General features: G+C 61.1%; 21 protein-coding genes, 1 tRNA gene and 2 pseudogenes. 16 read left to right on the top strand and 8 right to left on the bottom strand.

Annotated elements, in window-relative coordinates; genetic code table 11:
• Window positions 1–321 precede the first annotated feature (321 nt).
• From AUQ37_RS02395 to AUQ37_RS02360, 9 genes and pseudogenes are all read left to right on the top strand, one after another.
• Entirely contained in the window at window positions 322–1,269 is a 948-nt protein-coding gene (locus AUQ37_RS02395; protein ID WP_235584831.1) for an NAD(P)/FAD-dependent oxidoreductase, read from the top strand.
• Between the two features lie 60 nt (window positions 1,270–1,329).
• Complete coding sequence (locus tag AUQ37_RS02390) at window positions 1,330–2,358, top strand: hypothetical protein (protein WP_058747256.1); 1,029 nt, start codon at window positions 1,330–1,332, stop codon at window positions 2,356–2,358.
• Window positions 2,359–2,363: 5 nt separating this feature from the next.
• On the top strand, window positions 2,364–2,807 hold the full coding sequence (locus AUQ37_RS02385; protein WP_058747255.1) for a universal stress protein: 444 nt from the start codon (window positions 2,364–2,366) through the stop codon (window positions 2,805–2,807).
• Window positions 2,808–2,833: 26 nt separating this feature from the next.
• Entirely contained in the window at window positions 2,834–3,217 is a 384-nt protein-coding gene (locus AUQ37_RS02380) for a universal stress protein (protein ID WP_058747254.1), read from the top strand.
• Window positions 3,218–3,222: 5 nt separating this feature from the next.
• Window positions 3,223–3,515: pseudogene (locus AUQ37_RS11945) on the top strand (CBS domain-containing protein); the annotation flags it as partial.
• Window positions 3,516–3,578: 63 nt separating this feature from the next.
• Complete coding sequence (locus AUQ37_RS11940; RefSeq protein ID WP_235584829.1) at window positions 3,579–4,061, top strand: CBS domain-containing protein; 483 nt, start codon at window positions 3,579–3,581, stop codon at window positions 4,059–4,061.
• Entirely contained in the window at window positions 4,058–5,761 is a 1,704-nt protein-coding gene (gene glyS, locus AUQ37_RS02370; RefSeq protein WP_058747253.1) for a glycine--tRNA ligase, read from the top strand. Before AUQ37_RS11940 ends, glyS begins: the two co-directional genes overlap by 4 nt.
• A gap of 137 nt (window positions 5,762–5,898) precedes the next feature.
• Window positions 5,899–7,080: a CBS domain-containing protein gene (locus AUQ37_RS02365; RefSeq protein WP_235584828.1), complete on the top strand. Its 1,182-nt coding sequence runs from the start codon at window positions 5,899–5,901 to the stop codon at window positions 7,078–7,080.
• Window positions 7,081–7,221: 141 nt separating this feature from the next.
• Entirely contained in the window at window positions 7,222–9,861 is a 2,640-nt protein-coding gene (locus tag AUQ37_RS02360; protein WP_058747251.1) for a valine--tRNA ligase, read from the top strand.
• Between the two features lie 192 nt (window positions 9,862–10,053).
• Here AUQ37_RS02360 and AUQ37_RS02355 read toward each other — a convergent pair whose 3' ends face one another.
• The 3 genes from AUQ37_RS02355 to AUQ37_RS09395 all read right to left on the bottom strand — a co-directional run bounded on the left by AUQ37_RS02355 (window position 10,054) and on the right by AUQ37_RS09395 (window position 11,031).
• Window positions 10,054–10,599, bottom strand: a complete 546-nt coding sequence (locus AUQ37_RS02355) for a flavodoxin family protein (RefSeq protein ID WP_058747250.1) — start codon at window positions 10,597–10,599, stop codon at window positions 10,054–10,056.
• A gap of 88 nt (window positions 10,600–10,687) precedes the next feature.
• Window positions 10,688–10,864: a rubredoxin gene (locus AUQ37_RS02350; RefSeq protein ID WP_058747249.1), complete on the bottom strand. Its 177-nt coding sequence runs from the start codon at window positions 10,862–10,864 to the stop codon at window positions 10,688–10,690.
• Between the two features lie 2 nt (window positions 10,865–10,866).
• Window positions 10,867–11,031 (bottom strand): rubredoxin, encoded by a 165-nt coding sequence (locus AUQ37_RS09395; RefSeq protein ID WP_082662353.1) that lies wholly within the window; start codon window positions 11,029–11,031, stop codon window positions 10,867–10,869.
• 279 nt (window positions 11,032–11,310) lie between these two features.
• On the opposite strand from AUQ37_RS09395, the gene AUQ37_RS02345 reads away from it, so the two are divergent.
• On the top strand, window positions 11,311–12,744 hold the full coding sequence (locus AUQ37_RS02345; RefSeq protein WP_058747248.1) for a DEAD/DEAH box helicase: 1,434 nt from the start codon (window positions 11,311–11,313) through the stop codon (window positions 12,742–12,744).
• Between the two features lie 16 nt (window positions 12,745–12,760).
• Here AUQ37_RS02345 and ybaK read toward each other — a convergent pair whose 3' ends face one another.
• Window positions 12,761–13,267 (bottom strand): Cys-tRNA(Pro) deacylase, encoded by a 507-nt coding sequence (gene ybaK / locus AUQ37_RS02340; RefSeq protein ID WP_235584827.1) that lies wholly within the window; start codon window positions 13,265–13,267, stop codon window positions 12,761–12,763.
• 57 nt (window positions 13,268–13,324) lie between these two features.
• Between ybaK and AUQ37_RS02335 the strand changes: the two genes are divergently transcribed.
• The 6 genes from AUQ37_RS02335 to AUQ37_RS02305 all read left to right on the top strand — a co-directional run bounded on the left by AUQ37_RS02335 (window position 13,325) and on the right by AUQ37_RS02305 (window position 20,457).
• Window positions 13,325–14,806 carry a DUF1846 domain-containing protein gene (locus tag AUQ37_RS02335; protein WP_058747247.1) on the top strand — a complete coding sequence of 494 codons (1,482 nt, stop codon included), beginning with the start codon at window positions 13,325–13,327 and terminating at the stop codon, window positions 14,804–14,806.
• A gap of 83 nt (window positions 14,807–14,889) precedes the next feature.
• Window positions 14,890–14,962 (top strand) — tRNA-Gly (locus AUQ37_RS02330).
• A gap of 273 nt (window positions 14,963–15,235) precedes the next feature.
• A complete protein-coding gene (locus AUQ37_RS02325) occupies window positions 15,236–16,468 on the top strand; it encodes an ATP/GTP-binding protein (RefSeq protein ID WP_058747246.1) in 1,233 nt (410 codons plus the stop codon).
• 225 nt (window positions 16,469–16,693) lie between these two features.
• Window positions 16,694–17,383, top strand: coding sequence for a hypothetical protein (locus AUQ37_RS02320; protein WP_058747245.1), 690 nt, complete (start codon window positions 16,694–16,696; stop codon window positions 17,381–17,383).
• A 99-nt stretch (window positions 17,384–17,482) separates the two neighbouring features.
• Window positions 17,483–19,150, top strand: a complete 1,668-nt coding sequence (locus AUQ37_RS09760; RefSeq protein WP_102134587.1) for an AAA family ATPase — start codon at window positions 17,483–17,485, stop codon at window positions 19,148–19,150.
• Entirely contained in the window at window positions 19,129–20,457 is a 1,329-nt protein-coding gene (locus AUQ37_RS02305) for a VWA domain-containing protein (protein WP_320408842.1), read from the top strand. Before AUQ37_RS09760 ends, AUQ37_RS02305 begins: the two co-directional genes overlap by 22 nt.
• A gap of 78 nt (window positions 20,458–20,535) precedes the next feature.
• On the opposite strand, the gene AUQ37_RS10625 is transcribed toward AUQ37_RS02305, so the two are convergent.
• From AUQ37_RS10625 to AUQ37_RS11935, 4 genes and pseudogenes are all read right to left on the bottom strand, one after another.
• The gene (locus AUQ37_RS10625) at window positions 20,536–20,754 is read right to left on the bottom strand and encodes a DbpA RNA binding domain-containing protein (protein WP_201013656.1); all 219 of its coding nucleotides are present in this window, start codon (window positions 20,752–20,754) and stop codon (window positions 20,536–20,538) included.
• The gene (locus AUQ37_RS02300; protein ID WP_201013655.1) at window positions 20,703–22,301 is read right to left on the bottom strand and encodes a DEAD/DEAH box helicase; all 1,599 of its coding nucleotides are present in this window, start codon (window positions 22,299–22,301) and stop codon (window positions 20,703–20,705) included. The genes AUQ37_RS10625 and AUQ37_RS02300 overlap by 52 nt, the downstream gene beginning before the upstream one ends.
• A 137-nt stretch (window positions 22,302–22,438) precedes the next feature.
• Window positions 22,439–23,524, bottom strand: coding sequence for an ASKHA domain-containing protein (locus tag AUQ37_RS02295; protein ID WP_235584826.1), 1,086 nt, complete (start codon window positions 23,522–23,524; stop codon window positions 22,439–22,441).
• Between the two features lie 110 nt (window positions 23,525–23,634).
• A pseudogene (locus AUQ37_RS11935) lies at window positions 23,635–23,988 on the bottom strand (4Fe-4S ferredoxin); the annotation flags it as partial.
• Window positions 23,989–23,991 lie beyond the last annotated feature (3 nt).

The following is a 23,991-nucleotide window of genomic DNA, read 5'->3' as shown; positions in this document are numbered from 1 at the left end:
TCTGTTTTTCCTGCCGTCTTTCCCGGCAGGAAAGGGCGGTCAGTCCTTCGTTTTCTTCTTGTGATCGAAGATGAACATCGCAACAGCGTAGATGACACAGGCGACGATCGCAACGGCGAAGCTGCCGTAATCGATTTCAATCATGCGCGACGAATCTGGTTCAACATATTTATCCATTATGAACTGCGAATGGGCGCCGGTTTTGGCGGGTTCAGACGGACTTCTACGAATTTCGTAGATTAGTTCCTGTAAACTCTTGAAACCGCTTCATTTTCCACGTTTTTTAAACTGTTTATCAACATTCTTTTATATCCTGACTCGATGGAGCCGTCAATGGTCTATGATGTCGTAATCGTCGGCGCGGGCCCCGCTGGCCTCACAGCAGGGATCTACGCCAGATCCAAAATGATGAGCACGCTCATTCTGGAATCCGGGAAAGTAGGCGGACAGCTCGTCGCCCTCTATCCCGAGAAGGGAATACACAATTACCCCGGATTCGAGACAGTTCAGGCCAGGAAGCTCTCGGACAAGCTCTACGCCCAGGCGGAGAGCATGGAATGCGACATCAGGGAGAACGAGAAGGTCGAGGACATCATCGACGGCGACCAGAAGATCATCGTCAAGACCGCCAAAGGCGAGTACGAGACGATGAGCGTCATCATAGCCATCGGGATGGGGGATTTCATCCCGAGGAAGATGGGCTCCCCCGGAGAGGACGAGCTCACCGGGAAAGGCATCGACTACATCCTCCCGCAGAAGGAGGACCTGGTCGGCAAGAGGGTAGTGATGTTCGGCGGCGGCAACAGCGCCATTGAAATGGCGTTGATCGCCGATTCTGTCACCGACACCACGATTGTGCACCGCCGGCCCGAGTTCAGGGCGGACGAGATGAACGTGAAGAACCTGAACGAGAGCAACGTCCGCAGGATCATGAACGCCACCGTCAAATCATTCAACGGCAAGGACCGGCTCGAGAGCATCACGCTCGAGCAGGACGGGAAGGAGATGACCATCCCCGCCGACCTCGCCGTCATCAACATCGGGATCACCGCCGATCTGGGTATCCTCAAGAGATGGGGCCTCGACCTCACCGAGAACGGCCTCATCAAGGTCGGCGTCGACATGAGCACCAACCGCAACGGCATATTCGCCTGCGGGGATGTGGTGGATTACCCGGGGAAATACAAGCAGATCATCACGGGCTGCGGCGAGGCCGCCACCGCCTGCCTGATGGCATACAAGTTCGTCAAGAAGCCCTATTGGGCCTGATGCCTTCCCCCTGTCCGCGCTGTTCCCACCGCTTTTATATCCGCGGGACCGTGTAGGGGCATGCTTTGCCTGTCAGGATGGTTCCTCGACGGCGGGACCCTGCGCGAGGGCTATGTCCTCGCCGAGGACGGGATCGCCGCGGAGGCCGGCGAAGGGAGGCCCCCTGCGGAGCCGGACGCGTCCGGAATCATCGTCCCGCTGATGACCGACGGCCATACGCACTGCGCCGATGCGGGCGCCGCACCCCTGGTCCGCCCGGGCATGACCCTGGAAGAGCTCGTCGCTCCTCCGGACGGCCTCAAGCACAGGTACCTGAGGGAGGCCCCGCGCAGCGAACTGCTCGGCAGCATGGGGCGCTTCGATTCGGAGGCCGCCGCCAACGGGATCGGGAGATTCATCGACTTCCGCGAGGGGGGCCTGGAAGGAGTTCTCATGGCCAAGAGCGCCTGCCCGCACGCCATCGTGCTCGGGAGGCCCGTCTCCGGGGAGTTCGACCAATCCGAGATAGATGCCATCCTCGGGTCGGCGGACGGCATAGCCATATCCTCGCTCACGGACATCGGGAACAGGTACGCCGAGAAGATAGCCGACGCCTGCCGCAGGGCCGGAAAGCCCTTCGCGCTGCACCTCAGCGAGAGGATCCGCGAGGATGCCGAAGAAGCGCTCTCCCTGGAACCCGCGTTCGCGGTCCACATGTGCGAGGCGGCGGAAGGGGACCTCAGGATGTTCGCGGACGCCGATGTGCCGATAGTCTCGTGCCCGCGCTCCAACCGCTTCTTCGGGAAGGTTCCGCCGCTCGCATCGATGCTGTCCGCCGGATGCACGGTGGCGCTCGGCACCGACAATGCGATGCTCTGCTCCCCGGACCTCCGCCCGGAGGCCTCCCTCGCCGCAGACATCCTCAGGTCCCAGGGAGGGGACCCGGGAGCGGCCTGGGGCATGATGGCCTCTGCAGGTTCGAAGTTATTAAATCGCGCGCGTGCATTGGACGGAACAATAGAGGGGAGGCGCGTATGCGTGCTCCCGTGCCCGGGCAAGGACGCGGGGAGCGCGCTGGACTGCCGCTCCCCGGCATTTACACCAAGGTGATTCGAATGAGTATCGGGAAGATCCTGCTGCCGACCGACGGCAGCGTTTACACGAACCCCGCCATCGACAAGGGGCTTGAACTGGCCAAACTCTCCGGAGCTACGGTCACCGCATTCTACGTCCTAGACCAGTCCGTCTACTCCAACATGCCTATGGACGCGGCCATCGTCAACGTCTACGAGACCCTCGAGAAGGAGGGCCGCGAGGCCGTCGCCTATGTGAAGAAGAAGGCCGAGGACGCCGACGTCCCCTTCGAGGAGAAGATCGTCGAGGGGCTCCCGGCATCGGCCATCAACGAGGCGTCCAAGGATTTCGACATGATCGTCATGGGAACCCTGGGAAGGACCGGCATGAGCAAGGCCCTCATGGGAAGCGTCGCTGAGAAGGTAATCGAGGGCGCCAAGTGCCCTGTCATGGTCGTGAGGTCCGACGCTTCCAGGAAGAACTGAAGCGCGGACGCATCAGAGGGATTGAAATGAGTTTCCAGAACATTCTCGTGCCCACCGACGGCAGCGAGGCGGTCAAGACCGCGGTCGCCGAGGCAGTAGAGCTTGCTAAGACCGCGAAAGGGCACATCACCGCGCTCTTCGTCAAGGACAAGTACGCCACGGACGCCGCCGCGGATGCCGCGGTCGGATACGTCGAGGAACAGTGCAAGGCCGCCGGGATCCCCTTCGAGAAGACCGTTCTCTCCGGCGTCCCCGCCGAGGTCATCGCGAAGAAATCCGCGGACCATGACGTCATCGTCATGGGGACCCTGGGAAGGACAGGGATGAAGAAGCTCCTGGTCGGAAGCGTCGCCGAGAAGGTCGTCAAGCTGGCGACCTGCCCGGTGATCGTGGTCAGGAACTCGGAGTGAACGCGATGAAGACCGTAGCAGACATAATGACGCCCGCGCCCATAGTGGTGGAGGTGCCCGGCAGCCGCAACGAGGCCATCAACGTGATGGTCAGGAACAACCTCACCGGAGTGCCGGTGATCCGCGCTTCCGACGGGAAGCTCATGGGCATCGTGTCCCGCAGGGACATATTCAGGAAATTCGACGAGGAGCAGCTCTCTCTCATCATGAAGAAGGACTGCATCACCATCGGTCCCGACGCGAGCGTCGCCGAGGCCGCCAAGATCCTCTCCGGCAAGAGGATACACAGCTCCCGGTCGTCGACGACGGCCGCCTCATCGGGATCATCACGCCTACCGATATCCTCCGCGAGATCAGGGGCATGAAGACCGACATGACCGCGGAGGACGTCATCTGCACCACCTGCGTCACCGTCTGGGAGGGCGATCCCATGAGCTATCTGGTCAACGCGTTCAGGATCAGCGACACCGTCGCCGCCCCCGTCCTCGACAGCCAGGGCGGCCTCTGCGGGATCATCACCGATAGGGACCTCTTCAGCGACCAGTTCACCGAGGAGGACGCCAAGAAGCTGGGCGTCGAGGATGCCAAGCTCATCGGCCTCAGGAACGTCATGCCGCTGTTCTACACCTCCACGGAGATGTACAAGACCAACGACAGGGCGGTCAGGGACTACATGGTCAAGAAGCCCATCACGGTGTTCAGGAAGACCTCCCTCAGCGAGGTCGCCCGCCTGATGGTCGTAAACGACTTCGGACAGGTTCCCGTGCACGGCACGAAGGACGAGATCGTCGGCATGATCTACGACGTCGACGTCCTGAGGGCCATCACCGGGGCGAGCGAATGAGCAGCGCGGACGACCTGATGTCCCTGTGCAAACGCAGGGGCTTCATCTGGCCCTCCTACGAGATCTACGGCTCCGTGGCCGGCATGTACGACTACGGCCCCCTGGGGTTCAGCCTCAGGAACAACATCGTGGAGATCTGGAGGGACCTCTTCAAAGGCCGCGAGGGCTTCTCGGAGATCGACACCGAGACCGTGAACCCCAGGGAGGTCTTCAAGGCCTCCGGCCACCTCGACAAGTTCGCCGACAAGATAACCTACTGCACCAAATGCGGCGCCCCCTTTAGGGCCGACCACCTCATCAAGGATTTCTGCGACAACGCGGACGTCATGACCGAGAAGGAGATCGAACAGGCGTTCGCCGACCACGGCGTGGTCTGCCCCGACTGCGGCGGGAAGCTCGGACCGGTGGAGGACTTCAACCTCATGTTCAGGACCAACATCGGCCCCGGCTCCTCCAGGATCGGGTTCCTCAGGCCCGAGACCGCCCAGGGGATCTTCCTGAACTACCTCAACCTCTACAGGTACAACAGGGAGAAGCTCCCGTTCGGCGTGATGCAGACCGGCAGGAGCTACAGGAACGAGATCGCCCCCAGGCAGGGGATGATCAGGATGAGGGAGTTCAACCAGATGGAGGTCGAGCTGTTCTTCGACCCCCAGGAGCCCTTCTGGCCCCGCTTCGCGGAGATGAAGGACGAGGTCCTCACCCTCCTGCCCAACACCGGCACCGAGACCTACACCATGACGGTGGGGGAGGCCGTGGACAAGGGGATCATAAAGAGCCAAATCCTCGCTTACTTCGTCGGCACCATAAAGCAGCTCCTCGTTAGGGCAGGCGTCGACCCCGCCAGGCTCAGGTTCAGGGAGCACCTCAAGGACGAGATGGCCCACTACGCGAACGACTGCTGGGACGCAGAGGCCCTGCTCTCCATCGGATGGACGGAGATCACCGGCATCGCGGACAGGGGCAACTGGGACCTCTCCCGCCACGCTCAGTTCTCCGGAGCGGACCTCACCCACTTCAAGAGGTTCAGCGAGCCGAAGGAGATGGAGATCGAGAAGCTCAGGCCCAACCGCAGGAACATCGGCCCCGCCTTCAAGGGCAAGGCGAAAGAGGTCGCCGACGCCATCGACGCGGCGGTCCCCGGGGACGTGAAGGACGGGAAGCTCACCGTCACGGTCGGCGGGGAGACGATCGAGCTCGGTCCCGAGATGTTCGATAAGGCCACCGTGAAGGAGAAGGTCGCCGGCGAGAGGATCATCCCCCACGTCATCGAGCCCTCCTGCGGGCTCGACAGGATATTCTACACCGTCCTCGAGCACGCCTACACCCACGACGACGCCAAGGACTACACGGTCCTGCGCCTGAAGCCCGAGGTGGCCCCTGTGAAGGTCGGGGTCTTCCCGCTCATGGAGAAGGACGGCCTCGACGACTATGCCAGGAAGCTGTGCGACAGCATCCACACGCACCGCGTCGAAGCGTACTACGACGGCTCCGGGACCATCGGCAAGAGGTACGCGAGGATGGACGAGGCCGGCACCCCGTGGTGCATCACCGTCGACTACTCCACCCTCAGCGGCCCCGACGCGGGCACCGTGACCATCAGGGACAGGGACACCACCGAGCAGAAGAGGATCAGGGCGGAGGACGCCCCGTCCATCGTGGCCCGCCTCCTGGCCGGAACCCCCTTCGCCGACATCTGACGGTATAAATCATTTTTGCGGACGCCCGCTCCGGCGCCCGCGGATCCATCCAGGCGAGGGGCCGGCGCCTTCCGGACGCCGGCCGGCGCTGGATGGATGTGTTACTTTTATAGCAGTGCATTCCGATATCCACATCGGTGAGAAAAGTGGGAATCAAGGATCTCGAAGATCTCAAGAAGCTCTCGATGCTGAAGTCTCAGATCGATGCCGTGCCCGTCACCGACATCATGACTACGGACTTCCCGACGCTGAGTCCCGACAACACCGTGTCCGATGCGCTCACTCTGATGCGCAAGACAGGTTACCAGGAAATACCCATCATCGACGGGGGCATCTACGGCGGGATGATCCGCTACTCGGTCATCCTCAGGAAGAAGAGCGCGAGCCCGGATACCAAGCTCAGGTCCCTGGTATCGAGCCTTCCGGCCATGGATAACGAAGACGAGATCACGAAGATCGCAGAGACGATGGTCACCAACAACTGCAGGCAGCTGGCCGTCGTCACCGGCAAGAAGGTCATCGGCGTCGTCACCAGGACGGCGCTCATAGGGATCGCCGCGAAGACCAAGTCCCTGCAGGACGTGAAGGTATGGGAGATCATGACCACTCCCGTCGAGTACGTCAAGGACACCGCCATGCTCTCGGACGCCGTCGACACCATGAGACGCCTCGACATCAGGACCATGCCGGTCGTCAACTCCGCCGGCAGGCTGGTCGGCGTCGTCGGCATGAACGAGATCATCGAGAACGGCTGGAAGGCCGGGGAGAGGGGCGTCGGGACCAACGACGCGAAGACCCAGATCCCCGTGCAGTCCGTCGCTGTCACCGCTGTGGTGACCGTCGACTGGGAGGACGACATGCATGTGGCCGCGGACCTCATGGCCGAGAAGCACATCTCCACCCTGCCGGTTCTCGACAAGGACGAGATGGTGGGCATACTGACCGAGTATGACATCATCGAGATGATCTCGGCCTGCCGCGAGAGGGACCAGCTCTACGTGCAGATTAGCGGCCTGGAGGAAGAGGACAAGATCTACGCCGAGGCCATGTACGAGGACATCGGGAACGAGATGTCCAAGGTCAGCAAGATCCACAAGCCCGAGTCGCTGACCATCCACGTCACCCGCTACAACGAGAGCGGGGACAAGAAGAAGTACAGCCTCATCGGCAAGCTCTTCATCTCCGGCAGGACCTACAACTCCAAGGCGGTCGGCTGGGACCTCGTCCAGACCAACAAGGACCTCGTGCAGGCCCTCGGATCCCAGGTCAAGGACGAGAAGGACAGCCACGTCTCCCGCCGCAAGAAGACGAAGTCCTGAACGCAGGCCCGATGCTCCGGCAACCGCCGGAGACTCGGCGGGCGCCGGGCATCTTTACCCGCCCGGCGCCCCGGTCAAACCCCTTCCGCCGCCGTTTTAGTTTCCTATTTATACTCTGGGTATCTACACGCCAACGTTACCATGGCATACGATTCCTCCGTTATCGAGAAAAAATGGGAGGAGATGTGGAAGGAGAAGGCTGTCTACCGCTTCGACCCGAAGTCCGACAGGCCGGTCTTCAGCATCGACAATCCCCCCAGGTACACCTCCGGAGACCTGCATCTGGGTCATGCTACCGGATACTCCCTGATCGACTTCGCGGCGCGCTATCACCGCATGAAGGGGGACAACGTCTTCTTCCCTCTCTGCTTCGACGTCAACGGGACCCCCATCGAGGTCCGCGTCGAGAAGAAGTACGGCATCACCAAGAAGTCCCTCCCCCGCCAGGAGTACCGCAAGCTCTGTTCCGACTGGGCCAACGGGTATATCGCCAAGATGACCCACGACTTCGAGATGCTCGGCGAGAGCATGGACCCGTCGATCTACTACCAGACCGACGCCCCCTACTACCGCAGCATCACCCAGCTGTCCTTCGTCAAGCTCTACAACATGGGGCTGGTCTACAAGGCCAACTTCCCGGTCAACTGGTGCCCCCGCTGCGGCACCGCCCTGGCCGATGCCGAGGTCGACTACAAGGACAACGTCAACAAGTTGAACTATCTGAAGTTCGACATCGCCGGCCCCGACGGGAAGCCCAGCGGCGAGCACATGATGATCGCCACCACCCGTCCGGAGCTGCTGTGCACCTGCAAGGTGGTCGCCGTCAACCCCGCCGACCCGGTCAACTCGAAGTTCGTCGGCAAAGAGCTTATCACCCCCATCTACGGCAGGCACGTCAAGGTCATCTCCGACCCCAAGGTCGACATGAAGTACGGCACCGGGAACGTGATGATCTGCACCATCGGCGACAAGGCCGACCTCGAGTGGATCATGAAGTACCACCTCGAGCTCGAGAAGGGCATCGACGAGGAAGGGAAGATGACCCAGCTCGCCGGGAAGTACGCGGGCATGCCGGTCGTCGAGGCCAGGGCCGCGGCCATCGAGGACCTGAAGGCCATGGGCGTCCTCGTGAAGCAGGAGGACAACCCCCAGCAGGTCTCCGTCTGCTGGAGGTGCAAGACCCCCATCGAGTTCCTGCAGGTCCCCCAGTGGTTCCTGAAGACCACTGCGTTCAAGGATGCCATCCTCAAGAGGGCGTCGGAGATCAACTGGTTCCCGGACTTCATGAAGGTCAGGCTCGAGGACTGGACCAAGTCCCTGGAATGGGACTGGGTCCTCTCCAGGCAGAGGATCTTCGCCACCCCCGTCCCCATCTGGGAATGCGCCAAGTGCGGCTGCCCCGTCTGCGCCACCGAGGAGCAGGCCAGGAAGTACGTCGACCCGACCATCGACAAGGCCCCGGTCGACAGGTGCCCCAAGTGCGGCTGCACCGAGTTCGTCGGCTGCACCGATGTCTTCGACACCTGGATGGACTCCTCCGGGTCCTGCCTCTACAACACCTACTGGGAGAGGGACCCCGAGCTCCACAAGAAGCTCTTCCCCATGACCCTCAGGCCCCAGAGCCACGACATCATCAGGACCTGGGCGTTCTACTCCATCCTCAGGACGGAGCAGATCGAGCATGCCATCCCCTGGAAGAACATCATGATCCACGGGTTCATCATGGCCCCCGACGGGACCCCGATGCACACCTCCGCCGGGAACGTCATCGACCCCGTCCCCATCCTGGAGAAGTACGGCGCCGACGCCCTCCGCTACTACGCGGCCAACTGCTCCCTCGGCATCGACCATGCCTTCAGGGAGAAGGACGTCGTCCGCGGGAAGAAGATCTGCATCAAGGTCTACAACCTGGGACAGTTCGTCTCCAGGTACTTCGAGAAGCTGACCTCCGCTCCGGCCAGGCCGGCGTCGCTGAGGACGGCCGACCTCTGGATCCTCGGAAGGCTCTCCAAGACCCTCGCCGACGTCACCTCGTTCTTCGAGGAGTACCAGTTCGACAAGGCGATGAAGCGCGTCGAGGAGTTCATCTGGCACGTGTTCGCCGACGACTATGTCGAGATGGTCAAGGGCAGGGAGGACGATGCCGTCGTCTACACCCTGTACAAGGTCTTCCTCGACTCGATCAAGATGCTGGCACCCTTCATGCCGCACGTCACCGAGGACGTCTACCAGAACATCTATCAGAAGTTCGACGGCGCCGTCTCCATCCATGTCACCTCCTGGCCTGTCCCCGGAGAGGCGGACGAGACTGCCGTCAGGGCCGGCGACGCCGCCGCCGGTTTCGTCGCCGCCGTTCGCGCCTGGAAGGCCGAGAGGAAGATCGCCGTCGGGGCCGAGATCTCCGGCCTCGAGATTGTCGGCGGGGATTCCGCTCTCTACAGGATGTCCGAGGAGGACATCAGGCAGGGAGCGAGGGCGGCCAAACTGACCGTCGCCGAGAAGGCCGACCTGGTCGAGAAGGTCGCCTCCGTGAAGCCTGTCTACGCCAAGCTCGGCCCGGCGTTCAAGGACAAAGCCAAAGCGATCGCCGCGGCCATAACTGCCGCCGACCCTGAATCCCTCGCCTCCCAGATCGCCGCCGGGAACGTCACCCTGGACGTCGGAGGGGAGAAGGTGGAGATCGGCCCCGAGTTCTTCGAGGTCAGGAAATCCCTCTCGCTGGACGGAAGGGAGGTCTCCACCGTCCAGTGCGGGGACGCGCTGCTCGTCATCGAGCAGTGAGATGCCCTGGGCCGGGGAGAGACCCGGCCTTCCGGCATCTGTCCTTTTACCCTGCGGTGCCTGCCTTCGGCGGGCATCTGGGTCTTCTTCCGAAATCGTATCGGAGATCTGCCGGACCGGACCGTCCGGACACAGCATCAATGTAAAATAAACCGGGGAGGGGAAACCCCTCCCGTGAAAGCGTTTATCCGATCAGAACTTGGCGCCGATGGCCTTGCACTGGGTCTTGATGTCGGCGTTGTTCTCGACGGCCTTCTTGTCGTTCTTGGTGATGGCCGCGACCTTTCCGATGCACTCGAACTTGAAGAATCCGGTCATCCTCTTCTCGATCTCGTCGGCGAGGGTGTCGGCGCCGGCAGTGCCTGCGGCGGTGAAGACGGCGAACTTCTTGGGGGCGCAGATGGAGCTGAAGTCTCCCTTGAGGTAGCTGTAGAGCCTGTCCTCGAACATCCTGTACTGAGCGCAGGGCTGTCCGAAGTACACAGGAACGGAGAGGATAACGCCGTCGGAGTCGATGATAGCATCGAGGACCTCCTTGATGTCGTCCTTGACAGCGCACCCCTGGCCTTTGGCCTTGCAGAAATCGCAGGCCTGGCAGGGGCGGGCATTCTTCATCTTGTTGATGTAGTAGATCTTGACGTCCTTCCCGACGGATTTGACTCCCTCGGCGGCCGCCTGGACCATCATGTCGGTGTTCGCACCGATCTGGGGGCTGGAAACGATAGCTATGACAGACATAGTGTCCGGTAATCGGTTACGCGGTATTTGAAGCAGTCCATTGCTGGATGATAGGCGTAAGGATACCGGCGGATACTATGTTCCGGGATCACTCGAAACGCTCGTCCGAGTACAGGCGGAAGATGTTCTTCGGTGACCCGCACATGGGGCATTTCCAATCGTCCGGGACATCGGACCAGGGCATGCCCGGAGGGAACCCGGAAGGGGCGAACCCCCTTTCCTCGCGGTATGCGAAACCGCACATAGTGCAGACGTATTTCGACATGTTCACTCTTCGATCTTCTTGAACATGTCCTTGCCGGCGCCGCAATCGGGACAGACCCAGTCGTCCGGGAGGTCCTCGAATCTGGTCCCTGCCGGTATCCCGTCGGCGGGGATCCCCGCTTCCTCGTCGTAAATGTATCCGCACAGAGTGCACTCGTACTTCGCCATAGGCCCCTTAACGGTACGGGACCGTTATATTGATTTTGAATCCCGGAAGGCAGGCCTTGTTCCTCCAGGATATTGCGGCCGTCCCGCGCCCCGGGCCTGACCGAGCTGAACGATCCGCATGTGCCAGACACCGCCGCGTCCGTCCCGTCATATATAATAATCTCCATGTCACTTAACCATCGGCCTGCTGGGATACGTTTTTATGAGCCCCGAAACTATCCCGAACCGATAACAGAGCTTGTCTGCGGCCGTCGCAGGCTGATTACCGGAGCTGAACATATGGATTCCAAGTTTCTCGACCTCGGAGTGTCCGAGGATGTCGCCAAAGCCCTAGCCGATATGAAATGGGACGCCCCTACGCCGATCCAGGAGGAGGCCATACCCGCCGGCATGGAGGGCCGCGACATCATAGCGCAGGCCCAGACCGGCACCGGTAAGACGGGAGCCTTCGGGACCGTCATCCTCTCGGTCACCGAGCCGGGAGGTTCCAAGCCCGGAGCGATCGTCCTCGAGCCCACCAGGGAGCTCGCTATCCAGGTGGCCGACGACCTGACGGCGATGGCGAAGTACAGCGGCCACGTCTGCGTCCCCATCTACGGAGGATCCGACGGCCGCGCCAAGATCGAGAAGCAGGTGGACGAGCTCGAGCAGGGCGCCGATGTCATAGCCGGCACCCCCGGGAGGGTGAGGGACCTCATCGACAGGGAATACCTCGACCTCTCCGGCATAAAGGTCATCGTCATGGACGAATCCGACAGGATGCTCGACATGGGGTTCATCGATGACATCGAGTACATCTTCAACGCCTGCCCGAAGGACAGGCAGATGATGATGTTCTCCGCCACCATGCCGGAGGACATCAAGAACCTCGCCTCCGACTACATGAAGAGGCCCAAGGAGATCGACGTCTCCAAGGACGAGATAGTCCTCGACAACATCAGGCAGTACTACATCTCCGTCGGGAGGAGGAACAAGTCCTGGGCCCTCACCAGGATCATCGACATCGACAAGCCCAGGGCGCTGATCTTCTGCCAGACCATCAAGATGGTGGACACCCTGGAGGAGAGGCTGCAGGAGCACGGCTACAAGGTCGTCGCCCTCCACGGGTCCATGGGCCAGGGGCACAGGGAGCGCGCCGTGGACGACTTCAGGGAGGGCAAGACCGACCTCCTGATAGCGACCGACGTCGCCGCCAGGGGCCTGGACATCGACGACATAAACTACGTGATCAACTACGACATGCCCGAGGAGTTGCACACCTACATCCACAGGATCGGCAGGACCGGGAGGGCCGGCAGGGAAGGCACCGCCGTGTCGTTCGTCACCTCGGAGGAGGAGCACCTCATCCGCGAGTTCGAACGCCGCGTGGACGGCCTGAAGATCGAGAAGAGGGAGGTCCCTGAGGCCGAGGAGGGCTCGAAGGACACCATCAGGAAGGTCGTTGATTACGACCAGCTCTCCGACCCGTTCGGCATGGTGAAGTTCGGCATAGACATCGGGAAGGCTGACGGGGCCGGGAAGGTTGCGCTCGCCGATTTCATCATGAGATCGGGGCACATCATCGACGCCGCCATCGGGAAGATCGAGATCGGCAGGGACTCCTCGGTGGTCGAGGTCCACCGCGATTTCGGGAACCGCATGCTCAAGGATGTTCCCAAGACCGAGTTCAAGAGCCGCAGGGTGAAGGTCTGGGTCATCGAAAGGGATGACTGAGGCCCCCGCCTCCCATTCAGCGGCAGAGGTCCGCCACGGCGAATTCCAGGACCTTCGGCAGGTCCTTCGGGTCCATGCAGATCTGCAGCCCGATGCGCCCCGCGCTGAAGTACATCCTGTTCAATGAGGATACCGAGGAATCCACGACGGTCCTCAGCGGCCTCCTCATTCCCAGGGGAGAGCATCCCCCATGGACGTACCCAGTGGATGGCAGCAGTTCCTTCGATTTCAGCATCTCGACAGATTTCTCGCCCACCGAGACGGCGGCCTTCTTCAGGTCGAGCTCCTTCGCGACAGGCAGGACGAACACGTACATCCTGTCGGACTTGCCGCGGGTCACGAGCGTCTTGAAGGCCTCGGAAGGGTCCTCGCCCAGGGCGGCGGCTACATCGGGGCCGGACACCGCGCCCGTCGCTGTGTAATCCCTGACCTCGTATGCCACGCCCGCGCGGTCGAGGATGCGCATGGGATTGGTCTTGTCCATGCGGGGGGCAAGCATCTCCGCCCATTTCTTTATTGACATTCCCCGGAAGGCCCCGATGGGGATTTATCGCCGTTCAGCCATCCCAGGTCGTTTCACATGAGCAGAATCGGTTTCGACGGCGAGAAATACGCCAGGCTGCAGTCCCAGGAGATCAGGGACAGACTGGGCAGGTTCGGCGGGAAGCTCTACATGGAGATCGGGGGCAAGATCTTCGACGACTACCATGCGGCGCGCATACTGCCCGGATTCGAGCCCGACAGCAAGATCCGCATGCTGTCCACCATGAAGGACGAGCTCGAAGCGGTCATCTGCGTGAACTGCAACGACATCGAGAAGAGCAAGGTCCGCGGGGACATCGGCATCACCTATGACCTCGAGGCCCTCCGCATGGCCGACCTCTACCGCGGATACGGGATCAAAGCGGACACCTTCGTCCTCACCATGTACACCGGACAGCCGGCGGCCGACAAGTTCGCCGGGCTGCTGAAGGACAGGGGCATGAACGTCAGCTTCCACCACCCCATCCCCGGCTACCCGACGAACACCCCGCTCATAGTGAGCGACGAAGGGTACGGGAAGAACGACTACGTGCAGACGGAGATGCCCATCGTGCTCGTGACCGGCCCCGGGCCGGGCAGCGGGAAGATGGCAGTGTGCCTGTCCCAGATATACCAGGACGGCAAGCGGGGCATCAAGTCCGGATACGCGAAGTTCGAGACCTTCCCGGTCTGGAACCTCCCGCTGAACCATCCGATCAACCTCGCCTACGAGGCGGCCACGGCCGATCTGGGCGACGTCAACATGATCGACCCGTTCCACATGGAGGCGTACGGGAAGAGCGCGATCAACTACAACCGCGACATCGAGGCGTTCCCTGTCCTCAAGACCATTCTTGACGGAGTGATGGGCGAATCCCCCTACAGGTCCCCCACGGACATGGGCATCAACACCGTCGGGTTCTGCATCGTCGACGACAAGGCCGTATCAGAAGCGTCCAGGAGGGAGATCGTCAGGCGCTACTTCCATGCGGCAGCCGACCATCTCAACGGGAAGGCGACCGCGGCCACGGTCTCCAGGATCGACCTCCTGATGAAGAAGGCGGAGACCTCGCCGGAAAGCTTCCTCCTCTACCGCGAGGTCAGGAGGAGGGCGTCCGAGACCGGGGCATCGATAGCCGGCATCGAGCTCCCGGACGGGACGGTGGTCACCGGGATGGCGACCGGGGACCTGTCATCGGTGTCCGCCGTGCTCCTGAACTCCGTGAAGGTCTTCGCGGGGGTGGACGGGAGCTTCAACCCCATCCCCCCGGAGGTCCTGAAACGGGTGGAAGGGCTGAAGAAGAACGTCCTCAGGACGGACCCGAAGCTCCGCGCGGACGAGATGCTGGTGGCGCTCTCCATATGCTCCGAGGGATCCGAGGAGTCCGCCAGGGCGTTCTCCAAGCTGGGCAGGCTCAGGGGCTGCGACCTGCACGGTTCGGTCATACTCTATCCGCAGGACGTATCGGTCCTCAGGAAGCTCGGCATAAACGTCACCAGCGAGCCGGTGCTCAGGGACCGCCTCCTGTACCAGAACTGACATCGGGGCATCTGGCACACCTGGGCCCGCCCCGGCTGGCCTTCAAAAGCTTTAAATCCATTAAGCAGATGTGGAAGCCAGCTGTGGAAGTAGTGTAGTTGGTTATCACTTAACCTTGCCAAGGTTAGAACTCGGGTTCGAATCCCGGCTTCCGCACTCATCCTTTACTTCAATCTCCCTGAATCTGCATAAACCGCGCAGATACGGCGGTCTTTTTGTGCAGTTGCATCCTAATCGCTGTCCTCAAGCTTCTCCTTGCATCTCGTTGTTGCGATTGTGAATCGGCGGGTCGCTTTTTGAATCGAAATGTCTTTAGAGTGACAGCATGCGAATCCAAAAATGCTTATCAAACGAAGATTGCGTTTTAAAACAACCATTTTGTTTGAGATATGCCATTTATCTTCCTGATTAAGCGTTTGAATCGTTTTGGTGATTGAATTGCTCTTGGATTTCACTGTCTCTAACTACCGTTCGATCAGAGACGAATGCACGCTCTCAATGGAAGCATATACCAAAGACCGCAGGAACAAAGAATCTCTGATAAAGAACGGGAAAGAAGTCTGCCTTCCGACTGTAGGCATATTCGGAGCAAACGCATCCGGGAAGAGTGCCGTCATTGAGGCGATCGATTTCTTGAGAAAAATGGTACTGGATTCAGGAAACTACTCGGAAAAGAAACCGGTCTCCTGCCCTGGATTCGCCTTCTGCGACAATGCGAAACCCAGATCCTCCGAATTCAAAATCAGGTTCATATCGAACGGCATGGAATATGCGTACTCTTTCTCTGTCCTCGAGGATCATATGGAGGAGGAGACCCTGAGATGCAAGAGCAAGATCGTTTTCCGGCGCAGCGGCCAGAAAATAGATTTCCCGAACACATCGAAAACAGACAGAGCCAGGATGGAGATGATAAAAGACCTGGTGAACCCCAATTCGCTGTTCCTGTCCAAATGCTCCCAGTTCCAGATCCCTGTAACGAAAATTCCATTTGATTGGATTGCAGACAGCCTCGTGATTGTTAATAGCCAGACTCATGCATCGAATGAAAAGATCTTGGAACTGAAAGAAGAAGTTGTGAAGATGCTGTCCGCAGCGGATATCGGAATATCCGATATCCGGGAGATTGAGAAAGGATTACGCATCAGGAGCGCTGGCACAGACATCGTAACTGTGAAAATGCTGGGCATAACACACATAATCCGCGGTTCCGAGGGAGAAAGGACCCATGAACTCAGCGAAGATGAGGAATCAGACGGAACTATACGTCTGTTAAGCCTCATCCCATATTGGTTGGATGCACTGAAAAAAGGCAAAGCCGTCATCATTGATGAGATAGAGAAGCATCTCCACCCGGCCATTGTGGATTATCTCATCAGCCTGTTCACAAACCCAGCTGATAACGCGAACGGCGCCCAATTGATATTCACGACCCATGATGCAGCGATACCCGACAGAACCAACATGAGGCGCGATCAGATTTGGCTCACTGCCAGGGACCCGAACATCGGAGCCACTTCGCTATATTCCCTCCTTGATTTCAATGTCAGGTCCGACCTTCGGTTCACAGCCAATTATCTGGCTGGAAGATTCGGAGCAGTCCCAGTCATAGACAGAAGCCGCAATGGAGGCAGGATCGATGGTGAGAAGGAAAAGTCAGTGTAAAAGCACAGGCCTGTTCGTGATCCTGTCCGAAGGAAGGTGTACAGAACCGAACTGTTTCTGTCAGTTCAGAGAAATGCTTTCCAGCGATTCTCAGACAGACTGAAGATGAACGACTGCAATGGGCATCTAACAAAAGCACCGGTATGATTTCGATTCCCGATTATTCCAGCACGGCAATACGGTTATTTATCCAATTTAACATCGGGCACCCAGGAAGGCAGTATCATGACCAGCGATACACCGAAGACCGAGGGAACCGCTCCGCAGAAGGAAGGGCCCGAGGGTGATGAGCGCAGGATCGAGGAGACCAGGTGCCCATACTGCGGCGGCACCTGCGTTCTGAACGCGGCGCACACCAAGGCCACCTGCCAGTACTGCGGCCACACCTTCGACATCACCAAGAAGAACGATGCCGACAAGCAGGCATGGGAAGGCGTCGAGGCCATCAAGAGCGCCAGGAAGATGCTCTTCGACCACGAGGGCGACCACATCGTGTACGACCCCAGGCTCGACGGCTACGCCGCCAAGGCCAAGGAGAGGGTCCCGGACATGGCGGACGCCATGTTCCTCGATGCCGCCGTCACCCTGCTGAAGACCAAGAAGATCACCCGCACCGTCAAGACCGACCTGGCGGCGGCCAGGAAGAAGGGCAAAGGCGAGTACTTCACCGAGGAGGACTACATTGCCGTCCTCAAAGAGGTCGCGGACAACGTCCAGGATGACAACAAGATCATGATCTACTCCATCGGAGGCTTCGGCCTGCTGTGGGGCCTCATCTGCATCGCGCTCGGCATCTTCGTCGGGGAGATAGGCGGGGCCGTCCTCATCGGCTTCGGGGTCTTCTGGATGATCGTCATGGCTGCCGTCGTGAAGTCATCGCTCTCCAAGGTCCCCAAGTACGAACCGAGCGACTGAGCGCTTCCCGGGACGCCCTAAACATCTTAATCAAAACCAATTAACGGGGATTGTGCCGAATGCCTTTTATCAGTGCTTCCCTGTCCGCATCCCGATACAATGGCAACCAGGCATTCCAGCATGTTCCCGTTCGCGGCCATCGTCGGACAGGACCAGATGAAAAGGGCCCTCCTCCTGAACGTAATCGACCCCGGCATCGGCGGGGTCCTCATCAAGGGGGAGAAAGGGACCGCCAAATCCACCACGGTCCGCGCTCTCGAGCAGGTCCTCCCGCCGCGGACGGTCATAAAGGGATGTCCGTTCGGATGCGACCCCGCCCGCCCCGAAAGGTACTGCCCCTACTGCGCCGAGAAGTACGGCCCGGGGAAGGAGGCCCCCGAGACCGTTCAGGTCCCCATGACCGTGCAGGAGCTCCCCCTGTCGGCGACGGAGGACAGGATCGCAGGCACGCTGGACCTCGAGTCTGTCCTGCAGACCGGGAAGAAGAAGTTCGAGCCCGGCATCCTCGCGAGCGCCAACGGCAACATACTCTACGTCGACGAGATCAACCTGCTCGAAGATTATATTGTTGACATGCTCCTGGACTCCGCCGCCATGGGCGTGAACTATGTCGAGAGGGAGGGCGTGTCCTTCACCCACCCTGCCAGGTTCGTCCTGGTGGGGTCCATGAACCCAGAGGAAGGGGACCTGAGGCCCCAGCTGCTGGACAGGTTCGGCATGTCGGTCGATGTCGTCGGCGAGAAGGACATGGGCGAGCGCGCCGATGTCGTCTCCAGGAGGCTGGAGTTCGACAGCGATCCGGCCGGGTTCACCGCCAGGTACGCCGACGAGACCAAGCGCATAGCCGAGAGCATCGCGAACGCCAGGAAGCTGCTCGGAAGCGTGAAGACGAACAGGAAGCTCATCGAGGCCGCGGCCTACCTCTCCATCTACTTCAAGATGGAAGGGCACAGGGCTGACATCACTATGATCCGCTCCGCCAGGGCCAATGCGGCCTTCGAGGGCAGGACCGAGGTCGCCAAGGACGACCTCGAAGCGGTCGCCCCCCTGGTCCTGAGCCACAGGCTGAAGAAGAAGCCGTTCGACAGACCCCCGACTACGACATCAGCGACGTGCACAAATGTCTCCAGGACCTCTGAAGTACCCGTTCTCGGCCGTCAGCGGCGAAACCGCCGCCAAACGCGCCTGATGTGCCTCCTGGCGGACGACAGCCTGTGCGGGGTCCTCATCAAAGGGCCTTCCGGCACCGCCAAGAGCGTTCTCGTGCGTTCCCTCTCCGGCATATCCGGCCGGGAAATAGTCAATCTCCCGGCGGGCGCCGGCGATGAGGACATATTCGGCGGGATGGACCTCGAGAAGGCCATAGGGGACGGCAGGACCGACCTCAAGGAGGGCATCCTCGGCCGCGCCGACGGGAACATCCTCTGCATCGACAACATCAACCTCCTTGACACCCGCACGGCGGACGCCGTGATGGGCGCCGTCGAATCCGGGCGCGTCGAGGTAGAGAGGGAAGGCGTCTCCGCCGAGTATCCCCTGAGGACCTCGGTGGTGGCGACCATGAACCCTGCGGAGAAGGACCTCCCCGATTCGGTCGCCGACCGCTTCGAGATCTGCATCTCGACCCTCGCGGACAGCGATGCGCAGACGAGGGCGGACATCATCGAGAGCGACCTCGCCTTCCGCGAGGACCCGGAGGCTTCGCCTCCCGTTTCTCCGAAGACGACAGGAGAACGGCCGAGAGGATCGCGAGGGCCAGGGAGCTGATCCCCGGCATAAAGATCACCCGCCGCGACATATACGACATCGTCACCGTCTGCAAGAAGATGAACGCCGTCGGGCACCGCGGCGACATAGCCTGCGCCAGGGTCGCGAGGGACCTCGCCGCCCTCGACGGCAGGGACAGGATAACCGCCGACGACATCCGCGACGCCTCGGTCATGTGCCTCCTCCACAGAAGGAACCCCAAGCTCCCGGCCGTCGGGAAGAGGGAACTGGGCCTCAGCGGCGACAGCGATGACGCCGCCCCCGATGCAGATGATGACGAGCAGGAGATCTCCGCGGAGGAGATCGCCGAGGTCGCCAGGATGGAGAAGTCGGGAGAGCTCGACACCGACAGCGAGGAGATCCTGAAGGAGGCCGAGGAAGAGGCGATCAAGGCCGACGGGGACGGCTCGAAACCGGAGAAGGAATCATCGGATGAGGAAGAGGACGATGACGGCCCGATCCCCGATGTGGACGTCATGACCCTGCTCCTCGACGATGTGCAGAACAACCTCGCGGAGATCGACCGCATCGAGACCATCAGCCTCAGGAACGTCGTCGGGCAGATACCGAGGGGCGCCGAGAGCGGGGACCGCAACGGCCGCGCCCACGGGTTCCGCATCCCCGAGGGGAAGACCTCGGACCCGGCCATCGTGCCGACCATCCGCGCCGCGGCGCCCCATCAGAAGACCAGGAAGCCCAACGGCCTCAGCGTGGTCATAGAGAACCGCGATATCCGCGAGAACATCCGCATAAGGCAGAGCGTCTGCTCGTTCATGTTCGCCGTGGATGTCAGCGGCTCCCTGGACAACACCGGGATGCTCGAGGAGGCGATGAAAGCCGTCCGCGCCATGCTGGAGGACGGATACGTCCGCCGCGACCGGGTCGCCCTGCTCACCTTCGGGCAGCACCTCGTCAACCTCGCGGTGCCGTTCACCCGCAACGTGGAGGCCATCTTCGACGCCCTTTCCAAGACCGTCACCGGAGGATCGACGCCTCTGGGACAGGCGATGATGACCCTCGACAAGTACATGCGCAATTACACGCGCAAGAACCCGGAGCAGAAATGCTACGTCATAATGATCACCGACGGGTCCCCCGACATACCTGCCCTCAAGGGAGAGCCGTGGGCCGAGCTGAAGAAGATAGTCGCGACCATCAAGGTCCCGAACACCGAGTGGGTCATCATAGACAACGGCCCGAGGCACCGCAGGATAAACTACGCCCAGAAGCTCGCGGACATGCTGAAGGGCCGGTACATCTACATAGACGACCTGACCGGGCGCTTCGAGGATGAGAACGGAGACTGAGCGAAACTCTGCCCCAAAACCTGTGAAAAACCCTTTTTAAATTGTTTTCAGCCGGGGCGGATGCCCCGGCCTTCCCTTTCACTGCTTGTCGGAAAGGTTCGAGACCATCACGCGGCGGCCGTTGACGGTGTGCCCGAAGAGCTCGTCGACGACCTCCTGGGACCTCCACCTGACGACCTGCACCCTGGACTTGCTGCCGTAGACGTGGATGTTCCCGACGTCCTCCCTCCGGATCCCGGCGGTCTTCAGGACGAATTCGAGGAGCTTGTCCTGGTCGATGCCGTCGTCGGACCCCACGGAGATCTCCAGCTGTCGAAGGACATGTCCTTCTCGGGAGGCGCGGCGCGGTCGATCTTGACGTACTTGTGGAGAACCTTGGGATGGGCGGGGACTCCCTGCGGCCTCGGCATCTGGGATTTGCCGTTCTGAGGCCTCTGCTGGGTCTGCTGGCGCCCTTCCTGGGGCTTCCCGGCCCTGCTGCCTTTGGCCCCTTTCTGCCTGCCTGACGGGGCGGAAGCCTCTGCGGAAGCGGACCTGGACTTCCTGCCGCGGTCGAGCTGGCCCTTCAGGGTGCGCCCGGTCGCCTTCATATCGGGGTCTCCGGATTCCTGGGCCGCCTTGATGGCTGCCTCTGCGGCCGCTTTCAGCGCCGATACCCTGCGCTTCTCGGCCTTGGCCTTCTTCTTGGGGGCCCTGTCCTCCTTGGGGGATTCCGGGGCCTCGTAGTAGAGCTTGGAGGTCGGCTTTATCTCGACGATGTTCCTGCCGATGGCCTTCTCGATCTTGGCCAGCATCTCCTCGTCGTCGCTGTTCACGAACGTTATAGCGCGCCCGTTCCTGCCGGCGCGGCCTGTCCTGCCGATGCGGTGGATGTAGGTCTCCACCTCTGCGGGGATGTCGAAATTGACCACCAGGTCGACGTCGGGGACGTCGAACCCCCTGGCCGCGACATCGGAGGCGATGAGGACCCTGAGGTCCCCGTCCTCGAACGCCCTGAGGGTCTTCTCCCTCTTGTTCTGCGGCATGTCGCCGTGTATGGCGCCGACGACGTATTCGTCGCGCTTGAGCTTCCTGGACAGGTAGTCCACCTTGCGCTTGGTGCGGCAGAAGACCATGATTTTGCTGCCCTCGTCGATCAGGCGGGCCAGCTCCTCGCGCTTGGAATCGCGGGTCGTCCTGATAAAGTACTGCGCGGTGAGGTCCACGGTCGGCTCGTCCGGGGAGACCTCGATCTCCTTGTGGTTGATCATGTGCTTGACGACGAGCTTCTTGACCTCTTCGTTCATGGTCGCCGAGAACATCAGGGTCTGCCTTTCCCTGGGCACCTTGGAGAGTATCATGTTCACGCTGGGGGCGAACCCCATGTCGAGCATGCGGTCGGCCTCATCGAGCACGACGATGCGCACCGAGTTGAGGGACAGGGTCTTCCTCTCCAGGAGGTCTTTGAGCCTCCCGGGGGTGGCGATGATCACATCGGACCCTTTGCTCAGTTCCTTGACCTGGTTCTCGATGTTGACCCCGCCGTAAACGGGGATGCACCTGTGTCCGCTGAACTTCGACAGAGCGTTCAGCTGATCGGAGACCTGCGTCGCAAGCTCCCTTGTAGGCACGAGAACCAGGGCCGACGGGTCTTTCCCGTTCGGCTCGGTTTTGCTCAGGATGGCGGCGCCGTATGCCCCGGTCTTGCCGGTTCCCGTCTGGGCGAGGGCCAGAATGTCATCGCCTTTCATCTCGGCGGGGATCGCGGCAGACTGCACGGGGGTGGGAACCTCCCATCCTACGGACCTGACGGCTCTCAGAACTTCGTCCGAGATGCCTAGGTCCTCAAACTTGCCTTCTGTCATTTCATTCACTTTCGCTGGAAGATAGAAAATAAAGAAACCCGGGAAGCCCCGGGCTAAGTTAGTTCCTGTTTAGGTTTATCGAAAACCCATTTATATTCTTTGTCGGGGGACCGCGGAGCCCGTCGGGCCCCGCCTGCTCAGGCCGTCGGCTTCCCGCCGTCGAGGTGCAGGACCTTCTGGGGGCAGACACGCTCGCAGCGGCGGCACGCCGTCCCTCCGCAGCGGGCGGAGTCCACGCGGAAGCTGCACCCGGAGGGCCCCTTCACGATGGTGAGGGCCTTCTCGGGGCACTCTTTCATGCACTTCCTGCAGTAGATGCAGCCGTCGATGCGGGCGGTCAGGAATGTCCCGGACTCGATGACCTTCACCGGGCACTTGTCGGTGTCCGGAAGGTCGGTCATGCTCTTCCTCTCGACAGACACGTCCTCGGAGGGCTTACCCAGGGGAGGCAGGTTGTAGATCCCGAGCATCTCGTCGTACATGGACATCGGCATGCCGGTGCACCAGACGGAGTACTCGATGGAGTAGATCTGCTTGAAGGTCTCCGAGGTCGCGAACATGCAGTGGGTGGCCTTGAGCTTCTGGGCGAACTGCTTCAGGAACTCCATGTCGATGGTCCCCATGGCGATCCTGCGGGCCATCTCGATGGAGGTGTTGCCGAACTGGATCAGATGGGTCGCGCCCGGGACGACCATGCCGAGCCCGAGGGCCTTGACCGCATCGACATAGAGGCCGGAGGCGCCCGACATGTACGCGGTCTTGACGTCGCCGGTCCACATGCCGGCCTCGTGCAGGAGGGTCAGGAACCCTGCGCGCATGGCGCCGATGGCCTTCCCGGCCTCATCGACATCGTGCGATGTGATGTTGATGCCGTTCATCAGGTGGAGCTTCCCGTCGGGGGTGTTGATGTTGGGGCATGTGGGGATGATCCCGGATTTGATGCCGTCGTAGAGGGCGGCGACGGTGCCGGTCCCGGTGATGCCGATGGCCTCGGCCTTCCCCTTCCTCACGGTGCGCCCGTCCATCGGGTCGACGGTGTCCCCTTCCGTGTCGATCATGGACTTGTCGAGGACGGTGCATTTCCATCCGTCCTCGACGATGTCCACGTCCGATATGGCACCGGGGGCGGCGAGCATCCCGCGCTCGATCTCCTGTCCCTCCATGGCCGGGCCGGCGGCGGCGGAACCGGTGATGATCCTGCCGTCTCCGCATATGAGGGCCATCTCGGCATTGGTGCCGTAATCGACGACCAGGGTGGGCTCCTTGCGTCCGCGACGCCGGTGATCAGCAGCATGGCGATGGCGTCCGCCCCGATCTCGTGCCTGACCGCCGGCGGTATGATGACGACGGTGTCATCGGCGACCCCTTTGATGCCCATGCTCCTGGCGTTGATCACCGCGCCGTCCCTCTTGGGAGGGACCACGCCGAGGTCCTTGAGCATGTTCTGGCCGGCATAGGCCAGGTCCCTGATCTCGATGTTCTGGAACAGGGACATCTGGAAGGTGTTCCCGCAGACGCCGATCCTCTTCACCTTGGACAGGTCGATGCCCAGAGAGGCGAACAGCTGGTTCGCGCAGTCCACCAGCAGGCGGTTGGCCACATCCTCGCCCGATTTGATGGCGAAGTTGACGTGGTCGATGACGTTCATCCCGGGGATCGGGTGCCTCTGGGTGATGGCGGTGCCCACGGT

This window comes from Candidatus Methanomethylophilus sp. 1R26, from assembly GCF_001481295.1.
In the GTDB taxonomy this organism is placed as follows: domain Archaea; phylum Thermoplasmatota; class Thermoplasmata; order Methanomassiliicoccales; family Methanomethylophilaceae; genus Methanomethylophilus.
Note: the sequence above shows the minus strand (reverse complement) of the source record. Positions and strands in the feature narration are given on the sequence as shown.

Excerpts from the sequence above, each read along its gene's own strand:
- AUQ37_RS02395 (WP_235584831.1), top strand. The coding sequence starts at position 322 with ATGGAGCCGTCAATGGTCTATGATGTCGTAATCGTCGGCGCGGGCCCC.
- AUQ37_RS02390 (WP_058747256.1), top strand. The coding sequence starts at position 1,330 with ATGCTTTGCCTGTCAGGATGGTTCCTCGACGGCGGGACCCTGCGCGAG.
- AUQ37_RS02385 (WP_058747255.1), top strand. The coding sequence starts at position 2,364 with ATGAGTATCGGGAAGATCCTGCTGCCGACCGACGGCAGCGTTTACACG.
- AUQ37_RS02380 (WP_058747254.1), top strand. The coding sequence starts at position 2,834 with ATGAGTTTCCAGAACATTCTCGTGCCCACCGACGGCAGCGAGGCGGTC.
- AUQ37_RS11940 (WP_235584829.1), top strand. The coding sequence starts at position 3,579 with ATGAAGACCGACATGACCGCGGAGGACGTCATCTGCACCACCTGCGTC.
- glyS (WP_058747253.1), top strand. The coding sequence starts at position 4,058 with ATGAGCAGCGCGGACGACCTGATGTCCCTGTGCAAACGCAGGGGCTTC.
- AUQ37_RS02360 (WP_058747251.1), top strand. The coding sequence starts at position 7,222 with ATGGCATACGATTCCTCCGTTATCGAGAAAAAATGGGAGGAGATGTGG.
- AUQ37_RS02355 (WP_058747250.1), bottom strand. The coding sequence starts at position 10,599 with ATGTCTGTCATAGCTATCGTTTCCAGCCCCCAGATCGGTGCGAACACC.
- AUQ37_RS02350 (WP_058747249.1), bottom strand. The coding sequence starts at position 10,864 with ATGTCGAAATACGTCTGCACTATGTGCGGTTTCGCATACCGCGAGGAA.
- AUQ37_RS09395 (WP_082662353.1), bottom strand. The coding sequence starts at position 11,031 with ATGGCGAAGTACGAGTGCACTCTGTGCGGATACATTTACGACGAGGAA.
- AUQ37_RS02345 (WP_058747248.1), top strand. The coding sequence starts at position 11,311 with ATGGATTCCAAGTTTCTCGACCTCGGAGTGTCCGAGGATGTCGCCAAA.
- ybaK (WP_235584827.1), bottom strand. The coding sequence starts at position 13,267 with ATGTCAATAAAGAAATGGGCGGAGATGCTTGCCCCCCGCATGGACAAG.
- AUQ37_RS02335 (WP_058747247.1), top strand. The coding sequence starts at position 13,325 with ATGAGCAGAATCGGTTTCGACGGCGAGAAATACGCCAGGCTGCAGTCC.
- AUQ37_RS02320 (WP_058747245.1), top strand. The coding sequence starts at position 16,694 with ATGACCAGCGATACACCGAAGACCGAGGGAACCGCTCCGCAGAAGGAA.
- AUQ37_RS09760 (WP_102134587.1), top strand. The coding sequence starts at position 17,483 with ATGGCAACCAGGCATTCCAGCATGTTCCCGTTCGCGGCCATCGTCGGA.
- AUQ37_RS02300 (WP_201013655.1), bottom strand. The coding sequence starts at position 22,301 with ATGACAGAAGGCAAGTTTGAGGACCTAGGCATCTCGGACGAAGTTCTG.
- AUQ37_RS02295 (WP_235584826.1), bottom strand. The coding sequence starts at position 23,524 with ATGGCCCTCATATGCGGAGACGGCAGGATCATCACCGGTTCCGCCGCC.